Genomic DNA, 16,384 nt, shown 5'->3' on the forward strand with positions numbered 1-16,384 from the left:
TCTCCGTTTATGCCTTAGCCCAGATCGCCAAAACGCACCTGTAGCGCAGTAATGGCGGTGAGCGCGGTTGTCTCAGTACGCAGAACGCGAGGTCCTAACAGAATATCAGTAAACTGATAACGTGCGGTCATGGCAATTTCATCTGCCGACAACCCGCCTTCCGGGCCAATCAGCAAGCGGATGCGCTCCACCGGCAGCGGCAGCGTATTGATGCTGGCGCTGGCGCGCGGATGCAGGTTCAGTTTCAGACCTTCGTCCTGTTCCGCGCACCATGCTTCCAAATCCATTGCCGGGCGAATTTCGGGCACCCGGTTTCGACCGCACTGTTCGCAGGCGGCAATGGCGATTTTCTGCCACTGCTGGAGCTTCTTGTTCAGGCGTTCACTGTCCAGTTTAACGCCGCAGCGCTCAGAAAAAAGTGGCGTAATGAGGCTTACACCCAGTTCGATCGATTTCTGGATAGTGAATTCCATTTTTTCACCGCGCGACATCACCTGACCCAGGTGGATGTGCAACGGCGACTCACGATCGTCGAGTTCAGCGTTAAGTACCTTCACGTCCACGCTTTTTTTACTGGCGTGGGTGATTTCAGCGTCGAATACCTGATTGCTGCCATCAAACAGCTGTAGCGCCTGGCCCGGTCCCATACGCAGCACGCGGCCGATATGGTTGGCTGCATCTTCACACAGTGAAATTTGGCTGCCGGAAGTGATTGGCTCAGGGTGATAAATGCGAGGAATGCGCATAGTTAAACATCCGCGTCATGGCCCTGGGCTGCGAAAGGCCAGGGCATGGTTAAAAATATTGACGCTAGTGTAGGTTAGCTCTTTTGCGCCTGGCAAGCGCGTTGCACATATGGGTTATGGTTCCCCTGTACCTTTGCAATGCGTTCGTCGCGCTCACACTCCCAGTCGGTGACCGGATATTGCTTATTCCAGGCGTTAAAAAGCTGAGTTTGCTGGCGGGAGAGCGTCAGATCGTACTGGTCGCGCATGTAAAAATAGGTACGAGCAATGGCACCGCGGGCGCGGGCCGGCGGCTCGGCAACTTTCTCTTTGAAATCAACCTTCATGGCGCATTGCCCATACTGACCCTCGCCACCGTTCCACTGGCTGTACATGAAGTTAGCGCGATCGCCATTTACCTCACCCACCGCAGGTTGCAGGTTATGCATGTCGCTTTCCATCTTACGATAGACTGGATCTTTGGCGCAGTTTTTACGCCCTCCGTCCTGCCAGCACTGACGCTGATGACCAAATTGCCAGGCGGGGACAACGTGCTCCCATTCAATTCGACTGGCGCGGTTTTCATTTTTTCGCACTTTATAGCCGCAGGATTCGAGGTCAACGACCCCTTTTTTGCCTTGCCAGTTAATTTTACAACCGCAGTAGAAATCGCCCGGCGCATCGGCGTTAACCTTGACGCCTGCTGCTTTTGCCTGAGAAAAACTGTTGATGCCTTCGGCTAAAACCGGGCCTGAAAACGCAGCGGCTAACAGGGCCGCAGCAAAAGAAAAATGACGGTACATCACAAACTCCGTGTCAAAACGAGCCCGCAACGTAGCGAAAGTTATTCCAGTATGCAATCAGTTAGGTCAGAAAAGTTCCTGATAATTCTGAAGATTATTCTGCAACCAGTGGCTCGCCGCAGTGAACACAGCGGTAGGTGGCCTCACCGCGCACAACGCGGTTATGGCGGCGGACGGTCAGTTGGTGCTCCTGACACTTACAGCGGTAAGTAAAGGTCTTGCGCTGCACCGATTGCAGTTCGAACTGATGCGTGCGCCGGGCCGGTACGCCCAGCACGCTTTCCATCATCCATTTCCATTCTTTCCCGTGTGGCGGCACGCGCCCAAAGTGCTTCCACACCAGTAAATGCGCCAGTTCATGGGGCACCACTTCGTTAATGAATGCGTCGACGTTTTCCATCAGCAGGACGGGATTAAGGCGAATTTCATAGGTTTGTAGCCATGCGGTGCCCGCGGCGGTGCCGCGCTGTTGGTAAACCAGCTTTGGCTCCGGATATTGGCGTTCGAGCTTGAGATTGGCCTGGGCGAGTTTTTCCCGCAGGCTACGCATAACGGCTTGCTGGATGGCGATAGGGAGACGGGAGGTTTTCATAACGCCAGAGGATAGTGCGACAGGGAAGGGACTGCAAGAGGAAGGCTTCCTCCCACTGAGGGAGGAAGCCTTTGGTGATTAGTCGTGTGCGCCAATTTCGCGCAGTTTACGACCTTTCATCAGGTTACGCTCAATGTGTTCCAGAGAGACGTTTTTAGTTTCAGGGATCAGCCACAGAGTCAGGAAGATGAACAGTACGTTCAGGCCGCCGTAGACCCAGAAGGTGTTGGCGCTGCCCAGCGAGTTCAGCATCGTCAGGAAGGTTGCGCCGACGATCATGTTGGCAATCCAGTTGGTTGCAGTAGAGCAGGTGATGCCGAAATCGCGGCCTTTCAGCGGCTGGATTTCAGAGCACAGTACCCAAATCAGCGGACCAGCGCTCATGGCAAAGCCAACGATAAACATCAGCAGCATCAGTACTGCGAAGTATTGTGCGGATGCCGAGTGAATACCCACGTGCATCATTGTCCCCAGAACGCCCATACCAACAGCCATCACGATAAAGCCAAGGATCAGAGTAGGTTTGCGGCCCCAACGGTCAACCAGGCCAATGGCGATAAAGGTTGCCAGTACGTTGGTCAGACCGACGATAACAGTCCCCCACATCTGCTCAGTGGTGTTGGTGTAGCCCGCCAGCTCAAAGATTTTCGGTGCGTAATACATGATGACGTTCATCCCGGTGAACTGCTGCATCACCTGTAACAGAACGCCAAGGAATACCGCGCGACGGAAGTTGCTGTTTTCTTTAAACAGCGCCCAGCCGCTCTGCTTCACCTGCAGACTTTCACGGATTTCATCCAGCTCGCGTTTGGCTTCTGCGCTGGTGTCACGCAGACGTAACAGGACGCGTTCGGCATCAACAAAACGACGTTTAGCTGCAAACCAACGTGGGCTGTCCGGCAGGAAGATAACGCCAACCAGCAGCAGCAGGGCAGGGATGATGATTACACCCAGCATCCAGCGCCATGCGCCGCTGTAGCTAAACGCTGTATCGGAAAGATACGCGCCCAAAATACCGATGGTGATCATCAGCTGATACATGGAGATCATGCTGCCACGAATCTTTTCCGGGGCAATTTCAGACAGGTACAGCGGCGCGGTATAAGACGCAACACCTACAGCCAGGCCGAGCAGCACGCGGGAAACCAGCAGGACTTCAACGTTTGGCGCAGCGGCGGAGAACAGTGAACCCGCAACAAACAAGATCGCACCGATCATCAGGCTTTTTTTGCGTCCCAGTTTGAAGGAGAGCCAACCGCTGCCGACAGCACCTACCGCCGCACCAAACATCATGGAACTCACCACCCATTCCTGAGTGTGCGGGGTAATTTGAAACTCGTCGGTGATGAACGGTAAAGCACCGGCAATAACACCGATATCCAGGCCAAAAAGTAATCCAGCCAGGGCTGCCAGAAAGCAGACAAAAAATGTCATGGCTTTGTTGGAACGCCCCGTTTTTTTATTGTCAGGCATGATGCCCTCCGGTTGGGTAGCTAGTTTTGTTGATGTTAAGGGTAGGTGAGTACGGGGTAAAAAAATGCGAATCACATCACATTAGTGTAATCGCTTACACTGTCATTCATGCGGATTATTAGTTAATTCATTGAAAGTTAACATTATTTATTGGGATTAAATAATGTTTGTCGTCTGAATTTAAGACAATGATGAAAGATAATGTAACAGTGATGCAAGTGTGCTGGCTAAGAGATGTTAATTCAAGGTAGAGGGAAATATGGTGTGATGTAATCGCTTTCATTTTCATTTAAAGCAATAGTAATCAGCGCGGTTTGGTGATGGATGTGGGAGAGGAAATAGGTATAAAAAAAGACCAGCGCGAGGCTGGTCTTCATAAGCGTTAAGTCTGGTTTAAATTACTTCAGACCGGCAGCGTCGCGCAGCAACTGTGCTTTGTCGGTTTTTTCCCATGGGAAATGTTCGCGACCAAAGTGACCGTAAGCAGCGGTTTCTTTGTAAATCGGGTGCAGCAGATCCAGCATCTGAATCAGGCCATACGGGCGCAAGTCGAAGAACTCACGCACCAAAAGGGTCAGCTGCTCTGAAGGCACTTTTTCAGTACCGAACGTTTCCACCATGATAGATGTCGGTTCTGCCACGCCGATTGCGTAGGAAACCTGAATCTCACAACGGTCAGCCAGGCCTGCGGCAACGATGTTTTTCGCTACGTAACGGGCGGCATAGGCTGCGGAACGGTCAACTTTAGACGGATCTTTACCAGAGAATGCACCGCCGCCGTGACGCGCCATGCCGCCGTAGGTATCAACGATGATTTTACGACCGGTCAGACCGCAGTCGCCCATCGGGCCACCGATAACGAAACGACCAGTTGGGTTGATGAAGAATTTGGTCGAAGCGGTCAGCCATTCAGTCGGCAGTACCGGCTTGATGATCTCTTCCATAACGGCTTCTTGCAGCGATTTCTGGTCGATATCTTCAGAGTGCTGAGTAGACAGAACAACCGCATCAATACCGACGATTTTGCCGTCGTCATACTGGAAAGTTACCTGGCTTTTTGCATCCGGACGCAGCCAGGATAAGGTGCCGTTTTTACGCACTTCAGCCTGACGCTGCACCAGACGGTGAGCATAGGTAATAGGTGCTGGCATCAGCACGTCGGTTTCGTTGGTTGCATAACCAAACATCAGGCCCTGGTCGCCTGCGCCCTGTTCCAGCGGATCGGCACGGTCAACACCCTGGTTGATGTCCGGAGACTGTTTACCAATCGCGCTCAGTACCGCGCAAGAGTTGGCGTCAAAGCCCATGTCGGAATGCACATAGCCAATTTCGCGAACCGTGTTACGGGTGATCTCTTCGATATCAACCCATGCGCTGGTGGTGATCTCACCGCCAACTAAAACCATACCGGTTTTGACGTAGGTTTCGCAGGCAACGCGTGCTTTTGGATCCTGTTCCAGGATTGCATCCAGCACAGCATCAGAGATTTGGTCAGCGATTTTGTCAGGATGCCCTTCTGATACGGACTCGGACGTAAAAAGGTGTTTTGCCATATTTAATTTCACCTAAGGAGAATTTGGTTAGCTCAAACTGTCGAGTGGAATAGCCATGTGTAGAAGATTCTACCATGAGTCTGCAGATGACGGATACTGGCAGTCTGAGTGTTAATCGGTATAGATGGATTAACATCTGGACGGCTATTTTAGGACAGTTCTTCGCCTGATTTCCAGCTTTTTTTGATTGAGGTCGCATTGTACTGAAAATGTAACTGGAAATTTTTCCTGACGGTGCTGGCAATGTGCATATTTATCTTTTGCTTTTTGACTTTCTTATCGGTATAAAACGCGGCGCGCGGCTCATACAAAAGCACACGACATTTTCATCGTGTTGCCACTTCCAGCCGGGTTAACACTTTGGCTTGTGGGTTCGTTCCGTAAGGAGCAACCGTGGAGGTGATACGAGATAATGAACCGTTGTATTCTGCTGAATCTGTCGCACCGTCCTGGTGTACATATGTCCCCCGCAATCTGCATCTCTGCTTTGCATACCTGTCGATGTTATATACAAAAAATCATTTATGCTGCGTCGAGGCGGCAAGTGAATGAGTCCTCTGAACGTACGAGTAGTACGTGACTGGGGCGAATGAGCGTAGCCAACAAAGAGGCTGCATGAAGGATGAAGTGTATACCCATCTCGGCGTATCTCAGGACTCAAGAGCCGGTAACGGTCACTAAGAACTGAACAAGGGCGCTCTTGGTAAACAAGAGTTTTCTCGTGGTTTCGCCGAACCGTCAGCATTAAGTTCGGTTACGTGTTTACATTGATATGAAAAAGAAACCGGTCGCACAGTCGGAGCGTCAGCACTATCTGCTGCAAATTCTGCCTGTATTTGGGTTGTTATCGCGTCTTCGGATTGCGATAGTAGTCAACTGTTTTACACTTGTTAATAAAATTTGAGGTTCGCTATGTCTGACGACATTTCTTTGGGTTCGCCTTCGTCAGCAGGCGAACACGGTGTACTACGCTCCATGCAGGAGGTTGCAATGAGTTCCCAGGAAGCCAGCAAGATGCTGCGTACTTACAATATTGCCTGGTGGGGTAATAACTACTACGACGTCAATGAACTGGGTCACATCAGCGTGTGCCCGGATCCGGACGTACCCGAAGCGCGCGTTGACCTTGCTGAGTTGGTGAAAGCCCGTGAAGCGCAGGGCCAGCGTTTGCCTGCATTGTTCTGCTTCCCGCAGATCCTGCAACACCGTCTGCGTTCGATTAACGCCGCGTTTAAACGTGCCCGTGAATCTTACGGTTACAACGGTGACTATTTTCTCGTTTACCCGATCAAGGTCAACCAGCACCGTCGCGTGATTGAATCGCTGATCCACTCTGGCGAACCGCTGGGGCTGGAAGCGGGTTCCAAAGCTGAACTGATGGCCGTTCTGGCCCATGCCGGAATGACCCGTAGCGTGATCGTGTGTAACGGTTATAAAGACCGCGAATATATCCGTCTGGCGCTGATTGGCGAGAAGATGGGCCATAAGGTCTATCTGGTCATCGAGAAGATGTCTGAAATCGCTATCGTGCTGGATGAAGCTGAACGCCTGAATGTCGTTCCGCGTCTGGGCGTGCGTGCGCGTCTGGCGTCGCAGGGCTCTGGCAAGTGGCAGTCCTCCGGCGGGGAAAAATCGAAATTCGGCCTGGCGGCAAACCAGGTGCTGCAACTGGTCGAAATTCTGCGCGAGCGCGGTCGTCTGGACAGCATTCAGTTGCTGCACTTCCACCTTGGCTCGCAGATGGCGAATATTCGTGATATCGCCACCGGCGTACGTGAATCGGCGCGTTTCTACGTTGAGCTGCACAAGCTTGGCGTCAATATCCAGTGCTTCGACGTGGGCGGTGGTCTGGGCGTGGATTACGAAGGTACCCGTTCGCAGTCTGACTGTTCTGTAAACTACGGCCTGAACGAATATGCCAACAACATCATCTGGGCTATTGGCGACGCCTGTGAAGAACACGGCCTGCCTCATCCGACGGTAATCACCGAGTCTGGCCGCGCGGTTACCGCGCACCATACCGTGCTGGTATCTAACATTATCGGCGTTGAGCGTAGTGAACACACAGAAGCAACGCCTCCGGCTGACGATGCGCCGCGTGCTCTGCAAAGCATGTGGGAAACCTGGCAAGAAATGCATGAACCGGGAACTCGCCGTTCGCTGCGTGAATGGCTGCACGACAGCCAGATGGATCTGCACGATATTCACGTTGGCTACTCTTCAGGCACCTTTAGCCTGCAAGAGCGCGCGTGGGCTGAGCAGCTCTATCTGAACATGTGCCATGAAGTGCAGAAACAACTCGACCCGAGCAACCGCGCGCACCGTCCGATTATCGACGAGCTGCAGGAGCGTATGGCGGATAAGATTTACGTCAACTTCTCGCTGTTCCAGTCGATGCCGGATGCGTGGGGGATCGATCAGCTGTTCCCGGTAATGCCGCTGGAAGGACTGAACCAGGTACCTGAGCGCCGTGCGGTGCTGTTGGATATCACCTGTGACTCTGATGGCGCTATCGACCACTATGTTGACGGTGATGGCATTGCGACCACTATGCCGATGCCGGAATACGACCCGGAGAACCCGCCGATGCTGGGCTTCTTTATGGTGGGGGCGTACCAGGAGATCCTCGGCAACATGCACAACCTGTTTGGTGATACCGAAGCGGTTGACGTGTTCGTCTTCCCTGACGGCAGTGTGGAAGTTGAGCTGTCTGATGAAGGGGATACCGTAGCAGATATGCTGCAGTACGTGCAGCTGGATCCGAACACCCTGCTAACGCAGTTCCGTGACCAGGTGAAAAACACCGATCTGGATACCGAGCTGCAGCAACAGTTCCTCGAAGAATTTGAGGCCGGTCTGTACGGTTATACTTATCTGGAAGATGAGTAACGATAAATGCCTGCTGGCGCTACGCTTACCGGGCCTACGAAAGTAGGCCGGATAAGGCGAAGCCGCATTTGTGGCACTTACTTGAATCCGTACAAAATAACGGCGATAATTTGCCGTAAATATGCAGCTACCAAATCAATCCCTTCCTCGTCGGGCTTAACGACGCGGAGGGGATTTTTTTTCATCGATTTTTAAAGAGGTCAGTACATGAGCACCTTAGGTCATCAATACGACAACTCCCTGGTTTCTAACGCCTTTGGTTTTTTACGTCTGCCGATGAACTTCATGCCATACGAAAGCGACGCCGATTGGGTGATCACCGGCGTACCGTTTGATATGGCAACGTCTGGCCGCGCGGGCGGGCGTCATGGTCCGGCGGCAATCCGTCAGGTTTCCACTAACCTGGCGTGGGAGCACAACCGCTTCCCGTGGAACTTCGATATGCGCGAACGCCTGAACGTGGTGGACTGTGGCGATCTGGTTTATGCCTTCGGTGATGCGCGTGAAATGAGTGAAAAACTGCAGGCGCATGCTGAGAAGCTGCTTTCTGCCGGTAAGCGCATGCTCTCCTTCGGCGGCGACCACTTCGTCACGCTGCCGCTGTTGCGCGCGCACGCTAAGCATTTTGGTAAAATGGCGCTGGTGCACTTTGATGCCCACACAGATACCTACGCGAACGGCTGCGAATTTGACCACGGCACTATGTTCTACACGGCGCCGAACGAAGGGCTGATCGATCCGAATCACTCTGTGCAGATTGGTATTCGTACCGAATTCGACAAAGACAACGGCTTTACCGTGCTGGATGCCTGCCAGGTGAACGATCGCAGCGTAGATGACATCATCGCCCAGGTTAAGCAGATTGTCGGTGATATGCCGGTGTATCTGACCTTTGATATCGACTGTCTGGATCCAGCGTTTGCGCCGGGTACCGGTACGCCAGTGATTGGCGGTCTGACTTCCGATCGCGCGATCAAGCTGGTACGTGGTCTGAAAGATCTGAACATCGTCGGGATGGACGTTGTTGAAGTGGCTCCGGCTTACGATCAGTCAGAGATCACCGCGCTGGCAGCGGCTACGCTGGCTCTGGAAATGCTGTACATCCAGGCAGCGAAAAAAGGCGAATAAGTTGTTTTGCCGGATGGCGCTAACGCTTATCCGGCCTACAGCTGGTTGATGTTTGTAGGCCGGATAAGGCGTTCACGCCGCATCCGGCACGATTAACGGTTATTTGATCCCGTCTGCGCTCATGCGATCGCGAATATGTTGCGCACGTTCTGCGGATGCCGGGTGATCGTCAAACATTGAGCTTTGACGTCCAGCTTCCAGTTTGGCCAGTTTCTCAAAGCTGGTGGCTAAACCTGCCGGATTGATCCCGCGTTTGCGCAACAAATCATACGAGTAATCATCCGCCTCGGATTCCTGACGCTGGGAGAACTGCGAGTTCACCAGTTTCTCGCCAAGATCGCCCAATTGCGACTGCGACAGGCTGCCGACAATGCCGCCAGCGGATGCCGCCGCTGCACGTACGGCGTTAGTACCCAGCGCAACCTGCATACCTTTTTTCACGTGACCCAGCGCGACGTGGCCCATTTCATGGCCGATTACCGCTTCGACTTCGTTGTCGGTCATCATATCCATCAGGCCGCTGTACACGCGGATACAGCCGTTTGCCATGGCAAAGGCATTCACATCTTTCGCCATATAGACTTTGTAGTTCACCGGCTGGCCGTTTATGTTATCGCCAAGCGCGGCGGCGATTTTGCCAAGACGCGTTGCGTACTCGCTGCTGGCCGGAGCGATAGTAGCCTTGCTGTCCATATCTTTACAGGCCTGATCGCTCAGCGCTTTTACCTGAGCATCGCTCAGACTGTAGGCCTGAAAAGCCTCCGCGCCAGAAGAAAGCAGTCCGTTGGAGTCCATGTTCTGGCAGCCGGTCAATGCCGCAGCCATGCTCGTAGCAAGCAGTAAAGCGCGAATTTTCATTTTTTCTCTTCCGCACAAAGTCAGGATTATTCTAAAAATTACGTCGTTTGCAGGTGAACCGACGTTCGGCCTAAGTATAAAGAAAAGAACAATACGCGGGCGAGAAGATTGCGCAACTTGCGCGCATGATCCAGAGATTTCTGAAGCGGTAAAAGGATGCTCCATGTACATGACACGCGGCTTGGGTTACATTGTTGGCACTTTTTTCCGGCGTAGCCCAAAACGCGCTGTCGTCAAGTCGTTTAGGGCGTGGCCTTCATTATCCGATCTGGAGTCAAAATGTCCTCACGTAAAGAGCTTGCCAATGCTATTCGTGCGCTGAGCATGGACGCAGTACAGAAAGCCAAATCCGGTCACCCGGGTGCCCCGATGGGTATGGCTGACATTGCCGAAGTCCTGTGGCGTGATTTCCTGAACCACAACCCGACTAACCCGTCCTGGGCTGACCGCGACCGCTTCGTGCTGTCTAACGGTCACGGCTCCATGCTGATTTATAGCTTGCTGCACCTCACCGGCTACGATCTGCCGATCTCCGAGCTGCAGAACTTCCGTCAGCTGCACTCCAAAACTCCGGGTCACCCGGAAGTGGGTTACACCGCGGGTGTTGAAACCACTACGGGACCTTTGGGTCAGGGCATTGCGAATGCAGTGGGTATGGCTATCGCTGAAAAAACGCTGGCGGCGCAGTTTAACCGTCCAGGTCACGACATCGTTGACCACTTCACCTATGCTTTCATGGGCGACGGCTGCATGATGGAAGGTATCTCTCACGAGGTATGTTCCCTGGCTGGTACGCTGAAGCTGGGTAAACTGGTTGCGTTCTACGATGACAACGGCATCTCTATCGATGGCCACGTTGAAGGCTGGTTCACCGATGACACCGCGAAGCGTTTTGAAGCTTACGGCTGGCATGTGGTTCGTGGCGTTGATGGCCACGATGCTGACGCCATTAAACGTGCAGTAGAAGAAGCACGCGCAGTGACCGACAAACCGTCCCTGCTGATGTGCAAAACCATCATCGGTTTCGGTTCTCCGAACAAAGCGGGTACTCACGACTCTCACGGTGCACCGCTGGGCGATGCAGAAATCGCACTGACCCGTGAACAGCTGGGCTGGAAATACGCACCGTTCGAAATCCCGTCTGAAATCTACGCGCAGTGGGATGCGAAAGAAGCCGGTCAGGCAAAAGAAGCTGCATGGAACGAGAAGTTCGCTGCTTATGCGAAAGCCTACCCGCAGGAAGCGGCTGAATTTACCCGTCGTATGAAAGGTGAAATGCCGTCTGACTTCGACGCAAAAGCGAACGAGTTCATTGCTAAGCTGCAGGCTAATCCGGCGAAAATCGCCAGCCGTAAAGCTTCTCAGAACGCGATTGAAGCCTTCGGTCCTCTGCTGCCTGAATTCCTCGGCGGCTCCGCTGACCTGGCACCGTCTAACCTGACGCTGTGGTCTGGTTCGAAAGCGATTAACGAAGATACTGCCGGTAACTACATCCATTACGGTGTGCGTGAATTTGGTATGACCGCGATTGCCAACGGTATCTCGCTGCACGGTGGTTTCCTGCCGTACACCTCCACCTTCCTGATGTTTGTGGAATATGCCCGTAACGCGGTGCGTATGGCTGCGCTGATGAAACAGCGTCAGGTCATGGTCTACACCCACGACTCCATCGGTCTGGGCGAAGACGGCCCGACTCACCAGCCGGTAGAGCAGGTTGCTTCTCTGCGTGTGACCCCGAACATGAGCACATGGCGTCCGTGTGACCAGGTTGAATCCGCCGTTGCGTGGAAATACGGCGTTGAGCGTCAGGACGGCCCGACCGCGCTGATCCTCTCCCGCCAGAACCTGGCACAGCAGGAGCGTACCGAAGAGCAGCTGGCAAACATCGCTCGCGGTGGTTACGTGCTGAAAGACTGCGACGGTCAGCCGGAACTGATCTTCATCGCTACCGGTTCTGAAGTTGAGCTGGCTGTGGCTGCGTGGGACAAACTGACTGCCGAAGGCGTGAAGGCTCGCATGGTTTCCATGCCGTCTACCGACGCGTTCGACAAACAGGATGCCGCTTACCGTGAGTCTGTGCTGCCGAAAGCGGTTTCCGCTCGCGTTGCAGTGGAAGCAGGTATCGCTGACTACTGGTTCAAATACGTGGGCCTGAACGGCGCAATCGTCGGTATGACCACCTTTGGTGAGTCTGCTCCGGCAGAGCTGCTGTTTGAAGAGTTCGGCTTCACCGTAGACAACGTTGTCGCGAAAGCAAAAGAACTGCTGTAATTTCGATTACAGGTGAAAACGGGTCGCTCAGGCGACCCGTTTTTTTTTGCTTTTCCGGAACGCGCCGCACGTTGCGCAATCGCACGGCGCAGTCTGCTATCCAGACCGTCTGCGGCATCGTTGAAGGGCTCCGGGACTCGGACCTCGCGCTGGTGATTAGATGTAGGTTAGGGGGCTTTCTGATTTAAATCAGGGTGTGTAACACGACAACGAAATAATTTTGCTACGGTTATTCGTCATTCTGGAATATGGAATAAATTAAGCGTTGAAGGGCGTTAAAATGTGACGCAAGTCAGATAACTGTGTTCTGTTGCTGGACAATCATTCCTTTTATTCCGCGTTTCGCTTATTCTAGCTGAAGCGTTTCAGTCGATTAAATGTTCGACAATTAACCAATTAGTCGCAGTTTGCGACAGGTAAGGTTTCCCTGAGCGATTTGCTGCATTACTCTGTCTGCCACATCGTTTCTGAGAAATCCTTGCAGGAGACCTATGACCGTACGCGTAGCGATTAATGGTTTCGGTCGCATCGGACGCAACGTGGTTCGTGCTTTGTATGAATCCGGGCGTCGGGCGGAAATCACCGTGGTGGCAATCAACGAACTTGCGGATGCTGCAGGCATGGCGCATTTGTTGAAATATGACACCAGCCATGGACGTTTTGCCTGGGATGTTCGTCAGGAACGTGACCAGCTCATCGTTGGCGATGACGCTATCCGCATTCTGCATGAGCGAACACTCGATGCACTTCCATGGCGCGAACTGGGTGTCGACATCGTGCTGGATTGTACTGGGGTCTTCGGCAATCGCGAACACGGCGAGGCGCATATTGCCGCTGGTGCAAAAAAAGTGCTCTTTTCACATCCTGGTAGTCACGACATCGACGCAACCGTAGTGTATGGCGTTAATCAGGATCAGCTGCGCGCTGAGCACCGGATCGTTTCCAACGCTTCCTGCACCACGAATTGCATAATACCCGTCATTAAATTGCTGGATGATGCTTACGGCATTGAGTCTGGTACCGTCACCACGATCCACTCTGCGATGCACGATCAGCAGGTTATTGATGCTTATCATCCTGACCTGCGTCGCACGCGAGCGGCCAGCCAGTCGATTATTCCGGTTGATACCAAACTGGCGGCGGGCATCACGCGAATTTTCCCGCAGTTTAACGATCGTTTTGAAGCGATAGCGGTGCGTGTACCGACCATAAATGTGACGGCGATCGACTTAAGCGTGACGGTGAAAAAACCAGTAAAAGCCAGTGAAGTCAACCAGTTGCTGCAAAAAGCAGCACAAGGTGCATTTCATGGTATAGTTGACTATACGGAATTACCGTTGGTCTCTGTAGATTTTAACCACGACCCGCACAGCGCCATCGTTGATGGTACGCAAACGCGTGTGAGTGGCGCTCACCTGATCAAAACGCTGGTCTGGTGTGATAATGAATGGGGCTTTGCTAACCGTATGCTCGACACTACGTTAGCGATGGCTGCTATTGGTTTCAGGCTCGACGCTTGAGCGTCGACAAAACTTTATGAATCAACGAGAGGATTCACCATGTCTGTAATTAAGATGACCGATCTGGATCTGGCTGGTAAACGCGTTTTTATCCGTGCGGACCTGAACGTACCAGTTAAAGAAGGGAAAGTAACCAGCGATGCGCGTATCCGTGCTTCTCTGCCGACCATCGAACTGGCCCTGAAACAGGGTGCGAAAGTGATGGTAACTTCCCACCTGGGTCGTCCTACCGAAGGCGAGTACAACGAAGAATTCTCTCTGCTGCCGGTTGTTAACTACCTGAAAGACAAACTGTCTGCTCCGGTTCGCCTGGTAAAAGATTACCTGGACGGCGTTGAAGTCGCTGCCGGTGAACTGGTAGTTCTGGAAAACGTTCGCTTCAACAAAGGCGAGAAGAAAGACGACGAAGCACTGTCCAAAAAATATGCTGCGCTGTGCGACGTATTCGTAATGGACGCTTTTGGTACAGCTCACCGTGCACAGGCTTCTACTCACGGTATCGGTAAATTCGCTGATGTAGCTTGCGCAGGCCCGCTGCTGGCTGCTGAGCTGGATGCGCTGGGTAAAGCACTGAAAGAACCTGCTCGTCCGATGGTTGCTATCGTTGGCGGTTCTAAAGTTTCCACCAAACTGACCGTTCTGGATTCTCTGTCAAAAATCGCTGACCAGCTGATCGTTGGCGGTGGTATCGCGAACACCTTCGTTGCCGCTCAAGGCCACAACGTGGGTAAATCCCTGTACGAAGCTGACCTGGTTGACGAAGCTAAGCGTCTGCTGACCACTTGTGACATCCCGGTCCCGACCGACGTTCGCGTAGCGACTGAATTCTCTGAAACTGCACCGGCTACTCTGAAGTCCGTTAGCGATGTGAAAGAAGACGAGCAGATCCTGGACATCGGCGACGCTTCTGCACAGCAGCTGGCTGACATCCTGAAGAATGCGAAAACCATTCTGTGGAACGGCCCGGTTGGCGTGTTCGAGTTCCCGAACTTCCGCAAAGGTACTGAAATCGTTGCTAACGCTATCGCAGACAGCGAAGCGTTCTCTATCGCAGGCGGCGGTGACACCCTGGCAGCAATCGACCTGTTCGGCATTGCTGACAAAATCTCCTACATCTCTACTGGCGGCGGCGCATTCCTCGAATTCGTGGAAGGTAAAGTACTGCCAGCAGTAGCTATGCTCGAAGAGCGTGCTAAAAAGTAAGAATCTAATGGGCAGGGAAACCTGCCCAATTATTAGCGCGCTTTAGAGCACGCTTCAATTCTTTACACAAAATCATTCGAGTTGCATCAAGGCGGCAACAGAGTGAGTTCCCGGGAGCTTACTTACGTAAGTAACCGGGGCGAGCGAGGGCAGCCAACGATGAGGCGGCTTGAAGGATGATGTGTACAACGGCCGAAGATACAGGATTCGTAATATGTCTAAAATTTTTGATTTCGTAAAACCAGGCGTAATCACTGGTGATGACGTACAGAAAGTTTTCCAGGTAGCTAAAGAAAACAACTTTGCTCTGCCAGCTGTTAACTGCGTTGGTACCGACTCCATCAACGCCGTTCTGGAAACCGCTGCAAAAGTTAAAGCGCCGGTAATCGTACAGTTCTCCAACGGTGGTGCTTCTTTCATCGCGGGTAAAGGCGTGAAGTCCGACGTTCCTCAGGGCGCTGCAATCCTTGGTGCTATCTCTGGCGCGCATCACGTTCACCAGATGGCTGAACACTACGGTGTTCCGGTTATCCTGCACACTGACCACTGCGCGAAGAAACTGCTGCCGTGGATCGACGGTCTGCTGGACGCGGGTGAAAAACACTTCGCAGCAACCGGCAAACCGCTGTTCTCTTCTCACATGATCGACCTGTCTGAAGAGTCTCTGGAAGAGAACATCGAAATCTGCTCCAAATACCTGGCGCGCATGTCCAAAATGGGCATGACCCTGGAAATCGAACTGGGTTGCACCGGTGGCGAAGAAGACGGCGTGGACAACAGCCACATGGACGCTTCTGCACTGTACACCCAGCCGGAAGACGTTGATTACGCATACACCGAGCTGAGCAAAATCAGCCCGCGTTTCACCATCGCAGCTTCCTTCGGTAACGTTCACGGCGTTTACAAGCCGGGTAACGTTGTTCTGACCCCGACCATCCTGCGCGACTCTCAGGACTATGTTTCTAAGAAACATAACCTGCCGCACAACAGCCTGAACTTCGTCTTCCACGGCGGTTCCGGTTCTACTGCTCAGGAAATCAAAGACTCCGTAAGCTACGGCGTAGTGAAAATGAACATCGACACCGATACCCAATGGGCTACCTGGGAAGGCGTTCTGAACTACTACAAAGCGAACGAAGCTTACCTGCAGGGCCAGCTGGGCAACCCGAAAGGCGAAGATCAGCCGAACAAGAAATACTACGATCCGCGCGTATGGCTGCGTGCTGGTCAGGCAACCATGATCACCCGTCTGGAACAGGCTTTCAAAGAACTGAACGCGGTTGACGTTCTGTAATTTACGCCGTTCTACGTGACATGAGGCCCGCAAATGCGGGCCTTTTTTATTGCCATTTCAATATGCTGCTGGCAG

The 16,384-nt window shown here is 52.9% G+C and carries 13 protein-coding genes and 1 pseudogene; 8 read left to right on the top strand and 6 right to left on the bottom strand.

What is annotated here, in order from left to right:
• Positions 1 to 14: 14 nt before the first annotated feature.
• The 5 genes from rsmE to metK form a co-directional block, all read right to left on the bottom strand.
• On the bottom strand, positions 15 to 746 hold the full coding sequence (gene rsmE / locus OGY18_RS19875) for a 16S rRNA (uracil(1498)-N(3))-methyltransferase (protein ID WP_008785768.1): 732 nt from the start codon (positions 744 to 746) through the stop codon (positions 15 to 17).
• A 74-nt stretch (positions 747 to 820) separates the two neighbouring features.
• A complete protein-coding gene (gene endA, locus OGY18_RS19880) occupies positions 821 to 1,528 on the bottom strand; it encodes a deoxyribonuclease I (protein WP_008785767.1) in 708 nt (235 codons plus the stop codon).
• Between the two features lie 94 nt (positions 1,529 to 1,622).
• Positions 1,623 to 2,120: a SprT family zinc-dependent metalloprotease gene (locus tag OGY18_RS19885; RefSeq protein ID WP_003825440.1), complete on the bottom strand. Its 498-nt coding sequence runs from the start codon at positions 2,118 to 2,120 to the stop codon at positions 1,623 to 1,625.
• Between the two features lie 78 nt (positions 2,121 to 2,198).
• Positions 2,199 to 3,593 carry a galactose/proton symporter gene (galP, locus tag OGY18_RS19890; RefSeq protein WP_008785766.1) on the bottom strand — a complete coding sequence of 465 codons (1,395 nt, stop codon included), beginning with the start codon at positions 3,591 to 3,593 and terminating at the stop codon, positions 2,199 to 2,201.
• Between the two features lie 398 nt (positions 3,594 to 3,991).
• A complete protein-coding gene (metK, locus tag OGY18_RS19895; RefSeq protein WP_020996311.1) occupies positions 3,992 to 5,146 on the bottom strand; it encodes a methionine adenosyltransferase in 1,155 nt (384 codons plus the stop codon).
• A 412-nt stretch (positions 5,147 to 5,558) separates the two neighbouring features.
• Between metK and yqgG the strand changes: the two are divergent.
• The 4 genes and pseudogenes from yqgG to speB form a co-directional block, all read left to right on the top strand.
• Positions 5,559 to 5,654, top strand: a pseudogene (gene yqgG / locus OGY18_RS19900) (small protein YqgG); the annotation flags it as partial.
• A 264-nt stretch (positions 5,655 to 5,918) separates the two neighbouring features.
• The gene (yqgB, locus tag OGY18_RS19905) at positions 5,919 to 6,050 is read left to right on the top strand and encodes an acid stress response protein YqgB (RefSeq protein ID WP_003027062.1); all 132 of its coding nucleotides are present in this window, start codon (positions 5,919 to 5,921) and stop codon (positions 6,048 to 6,050) included.
• Positions 6,051 to 6,058: 8 nt separating this feature from the next.
• A complete protein-coding gene (gene speA, locus OGY18_RS19910; RefSeq protein WP_071692619.1) occupies positions 6,059 to 8,035 on the top strand; it encodes a biosynthetic arginine decarboxylase in 1,977 nt (658 codons plus the stop codon).
• A 207-nt stretch (positions 8,036 to 8,242) separates the two neighbouring features.
• Complete coding sequence (gene speB, locus OGY18_RS19915) at positions 8,243 to 9,163, top strand: agmatinase (protein WP_003825449.1); 921 nt, start codon at positions 8,243 to 8,245, stop codon at positions 9,161 to 9,163.
• A gap of 99 nt (positions 9,164 to 9,262) precedes the next feature.
• On the opposite strand, the gene loiP is transcribed toward speB, so the two are convergent.
• The gene (loiP, locus tag OGY18_RS19920) at positions 9,263 to 10,021 is read right to left on the bottom strand and encodes a metalloprotease LoiP (RefSeq protein ID WP_003825452.1); all 759 of its coding nucleotides are present in this window, start codon (positions 10,019 to 10,021) and stop codon (positions 9,263 to 9,265) included.
• Positions 10,022 to 10,300: 279 nt separating this feature from the next.
• On the opposite strand from loiP, the gene tkt reads away from it, so the two are divergent.
• From tkt to fbaA, 4 genes are all read left to right on the top strand, one after another.
• Entirely contained in the window at positions 10,301 to 12,292 is a 1,992-nt protein-coding gene (gene tkt / locus OGY18_RS19925; protein WP_286554141.1) for a transketolase, read from the top strand.
• Positions 12,293 to 12,783: 491 nt separating this feature from the next.
• Positions 12,784 to 13,812 (top strand): erythrose-4-phosphate dehydrogenase, encoded by a 1,029-nt coding sequence (gene epd / locus OGY18_RS19930; protein WP_008785759.1) that lies wholly within the window; start codon positions 12,784 to 12,786, stop codon positions 13,810 to 13,812.
• Between the two features lie 39 nt (positions 13,813 to 13,851).
• The gene (gene pgk / locus OGY18_RS19935) at positions 13,852 to 15,015 is read left to right on the top strand and encodes a phosphoglycerate kinase (protein ID WP_003027032.1); all 1,164 of its coding nucleotides are present in this window, start codon (positions 13,852 to 13,854) and stop codon (positions 15,013 to 15,015) included.
• A 214-nt stretch (positions 15,016 to 15,229) separates the two neighbouring features.
• Positions 15,230 to 16,309, top strand: a complete 1,080-nt coding sequence (gene fbaA, locus OGY18_RS19940) for a class II fructose-bisphosphate aldolase (protein WP_003027029.1) — start codon at positions 15,230 to 15,232, stop codon at positions 16,307 to 16,309.
• Positions 16,310 to 16,384 lie beyond the last annotated feature (75 nt).

This window comes from Citrobacter sp. Cpo142 (assembly GCF_030332425.1).
GTDB classification, from domain to species: Bacteria; Pseudomonadota; Gammaproteobacteria; order Enterobacterales; family Enterobacteriaceae; genus Citrobacter; species Citrobacter portucalensis.

Excerpts from the sequence above, each read along its gene's own strand:
- rsmE (WP_008785768.1), bottom strand. The coding sequence starts at position 746 with ATGCGCATTCCTCGCATTTATCACCCTGAGCCAATCACTTCCGGCAGC.
- endA (WP_008785767.1), bottom strand. The coding sequence starts at position 1,528 with ATGTACCGTCATTTTTCTTTTGCTGCGGCCCTGTTAGCCGCTGCGTTT.
- OGY18_RS19885 (WP_003825440.1), bottom strand. The coding sequence starts at position 2,120 with ATGAAAACCTCCCGTCTCCCTATCGCCATCCAGCAAGCCGTTATGCGT.
- galP (WP_008785766.1), bottom strand. The coding sequence starts at position 3,593 with ATGCCTGACAATAAAAAAACGGGGCGTTCCAACAAAGCCATGACATTT.
- metK (WP_020996311.1), bottom strand. The coding sequence starts at position 5,146 with ATGGCAAAACACCTTTTTACGTCCGAGTCCGTATCAGAAGGGCATCCT.
- yqgB (WP_003027062.1), top strand. The coding sequence starts at position 5,919 with ATGAAAAAGAAACCGGTCGCACAGTCGGAGCGTCAGCACTATCTGCTG.
- speA (WP_071692619.1), top strand. The coding sequence starts at position 6,059 with ATGTCTGACGACATTTCTTTGGGTTCGCCTTCGTCAGCAGGCGAACAC.
- speB (WP_003825449.1), top strand. The coding sequence starts at position 8,243 with ATGAGCACCTTAGGTCATCAATACGACAACTCCCTGGTTTCTAACGCC.
- loiP (WP_003825452.1), bottom strand. The coding sequence starts at position 10,021 with ATGAAAATTCGCGCTTTACTGCTTGCTACGAGCATGGCTGCGGCATTG.
- tkt (WP_286554141.1), top strand. The coding sequence starts at position 10,301 with ATGTCCTCACGTAAAGAGCTTGCCAATGCTATTCGTGCGCTGAGCATG.
- epd (WP_008785759.1), top strand. The coding sequence starts at position 12,784 with ATGACCGTACGCGTAGCGATTAATGGTTTCGGTCGCATCGGACGCAAC.
- pgk (WP_003027032.1), top strand. The coding sequence starts at position 13,852 with ATGTCTGTAATTAAGATGACCGATCTGGATCTGGCTGGTAAACGCGTT.
- fbaA (WP_003027029.1), top strand. The coding sequence starts at position 15,230 with ATGTCTAAAATTTTTGATTTCGTAAAACCAGGCGTAATCACTGGTGAT.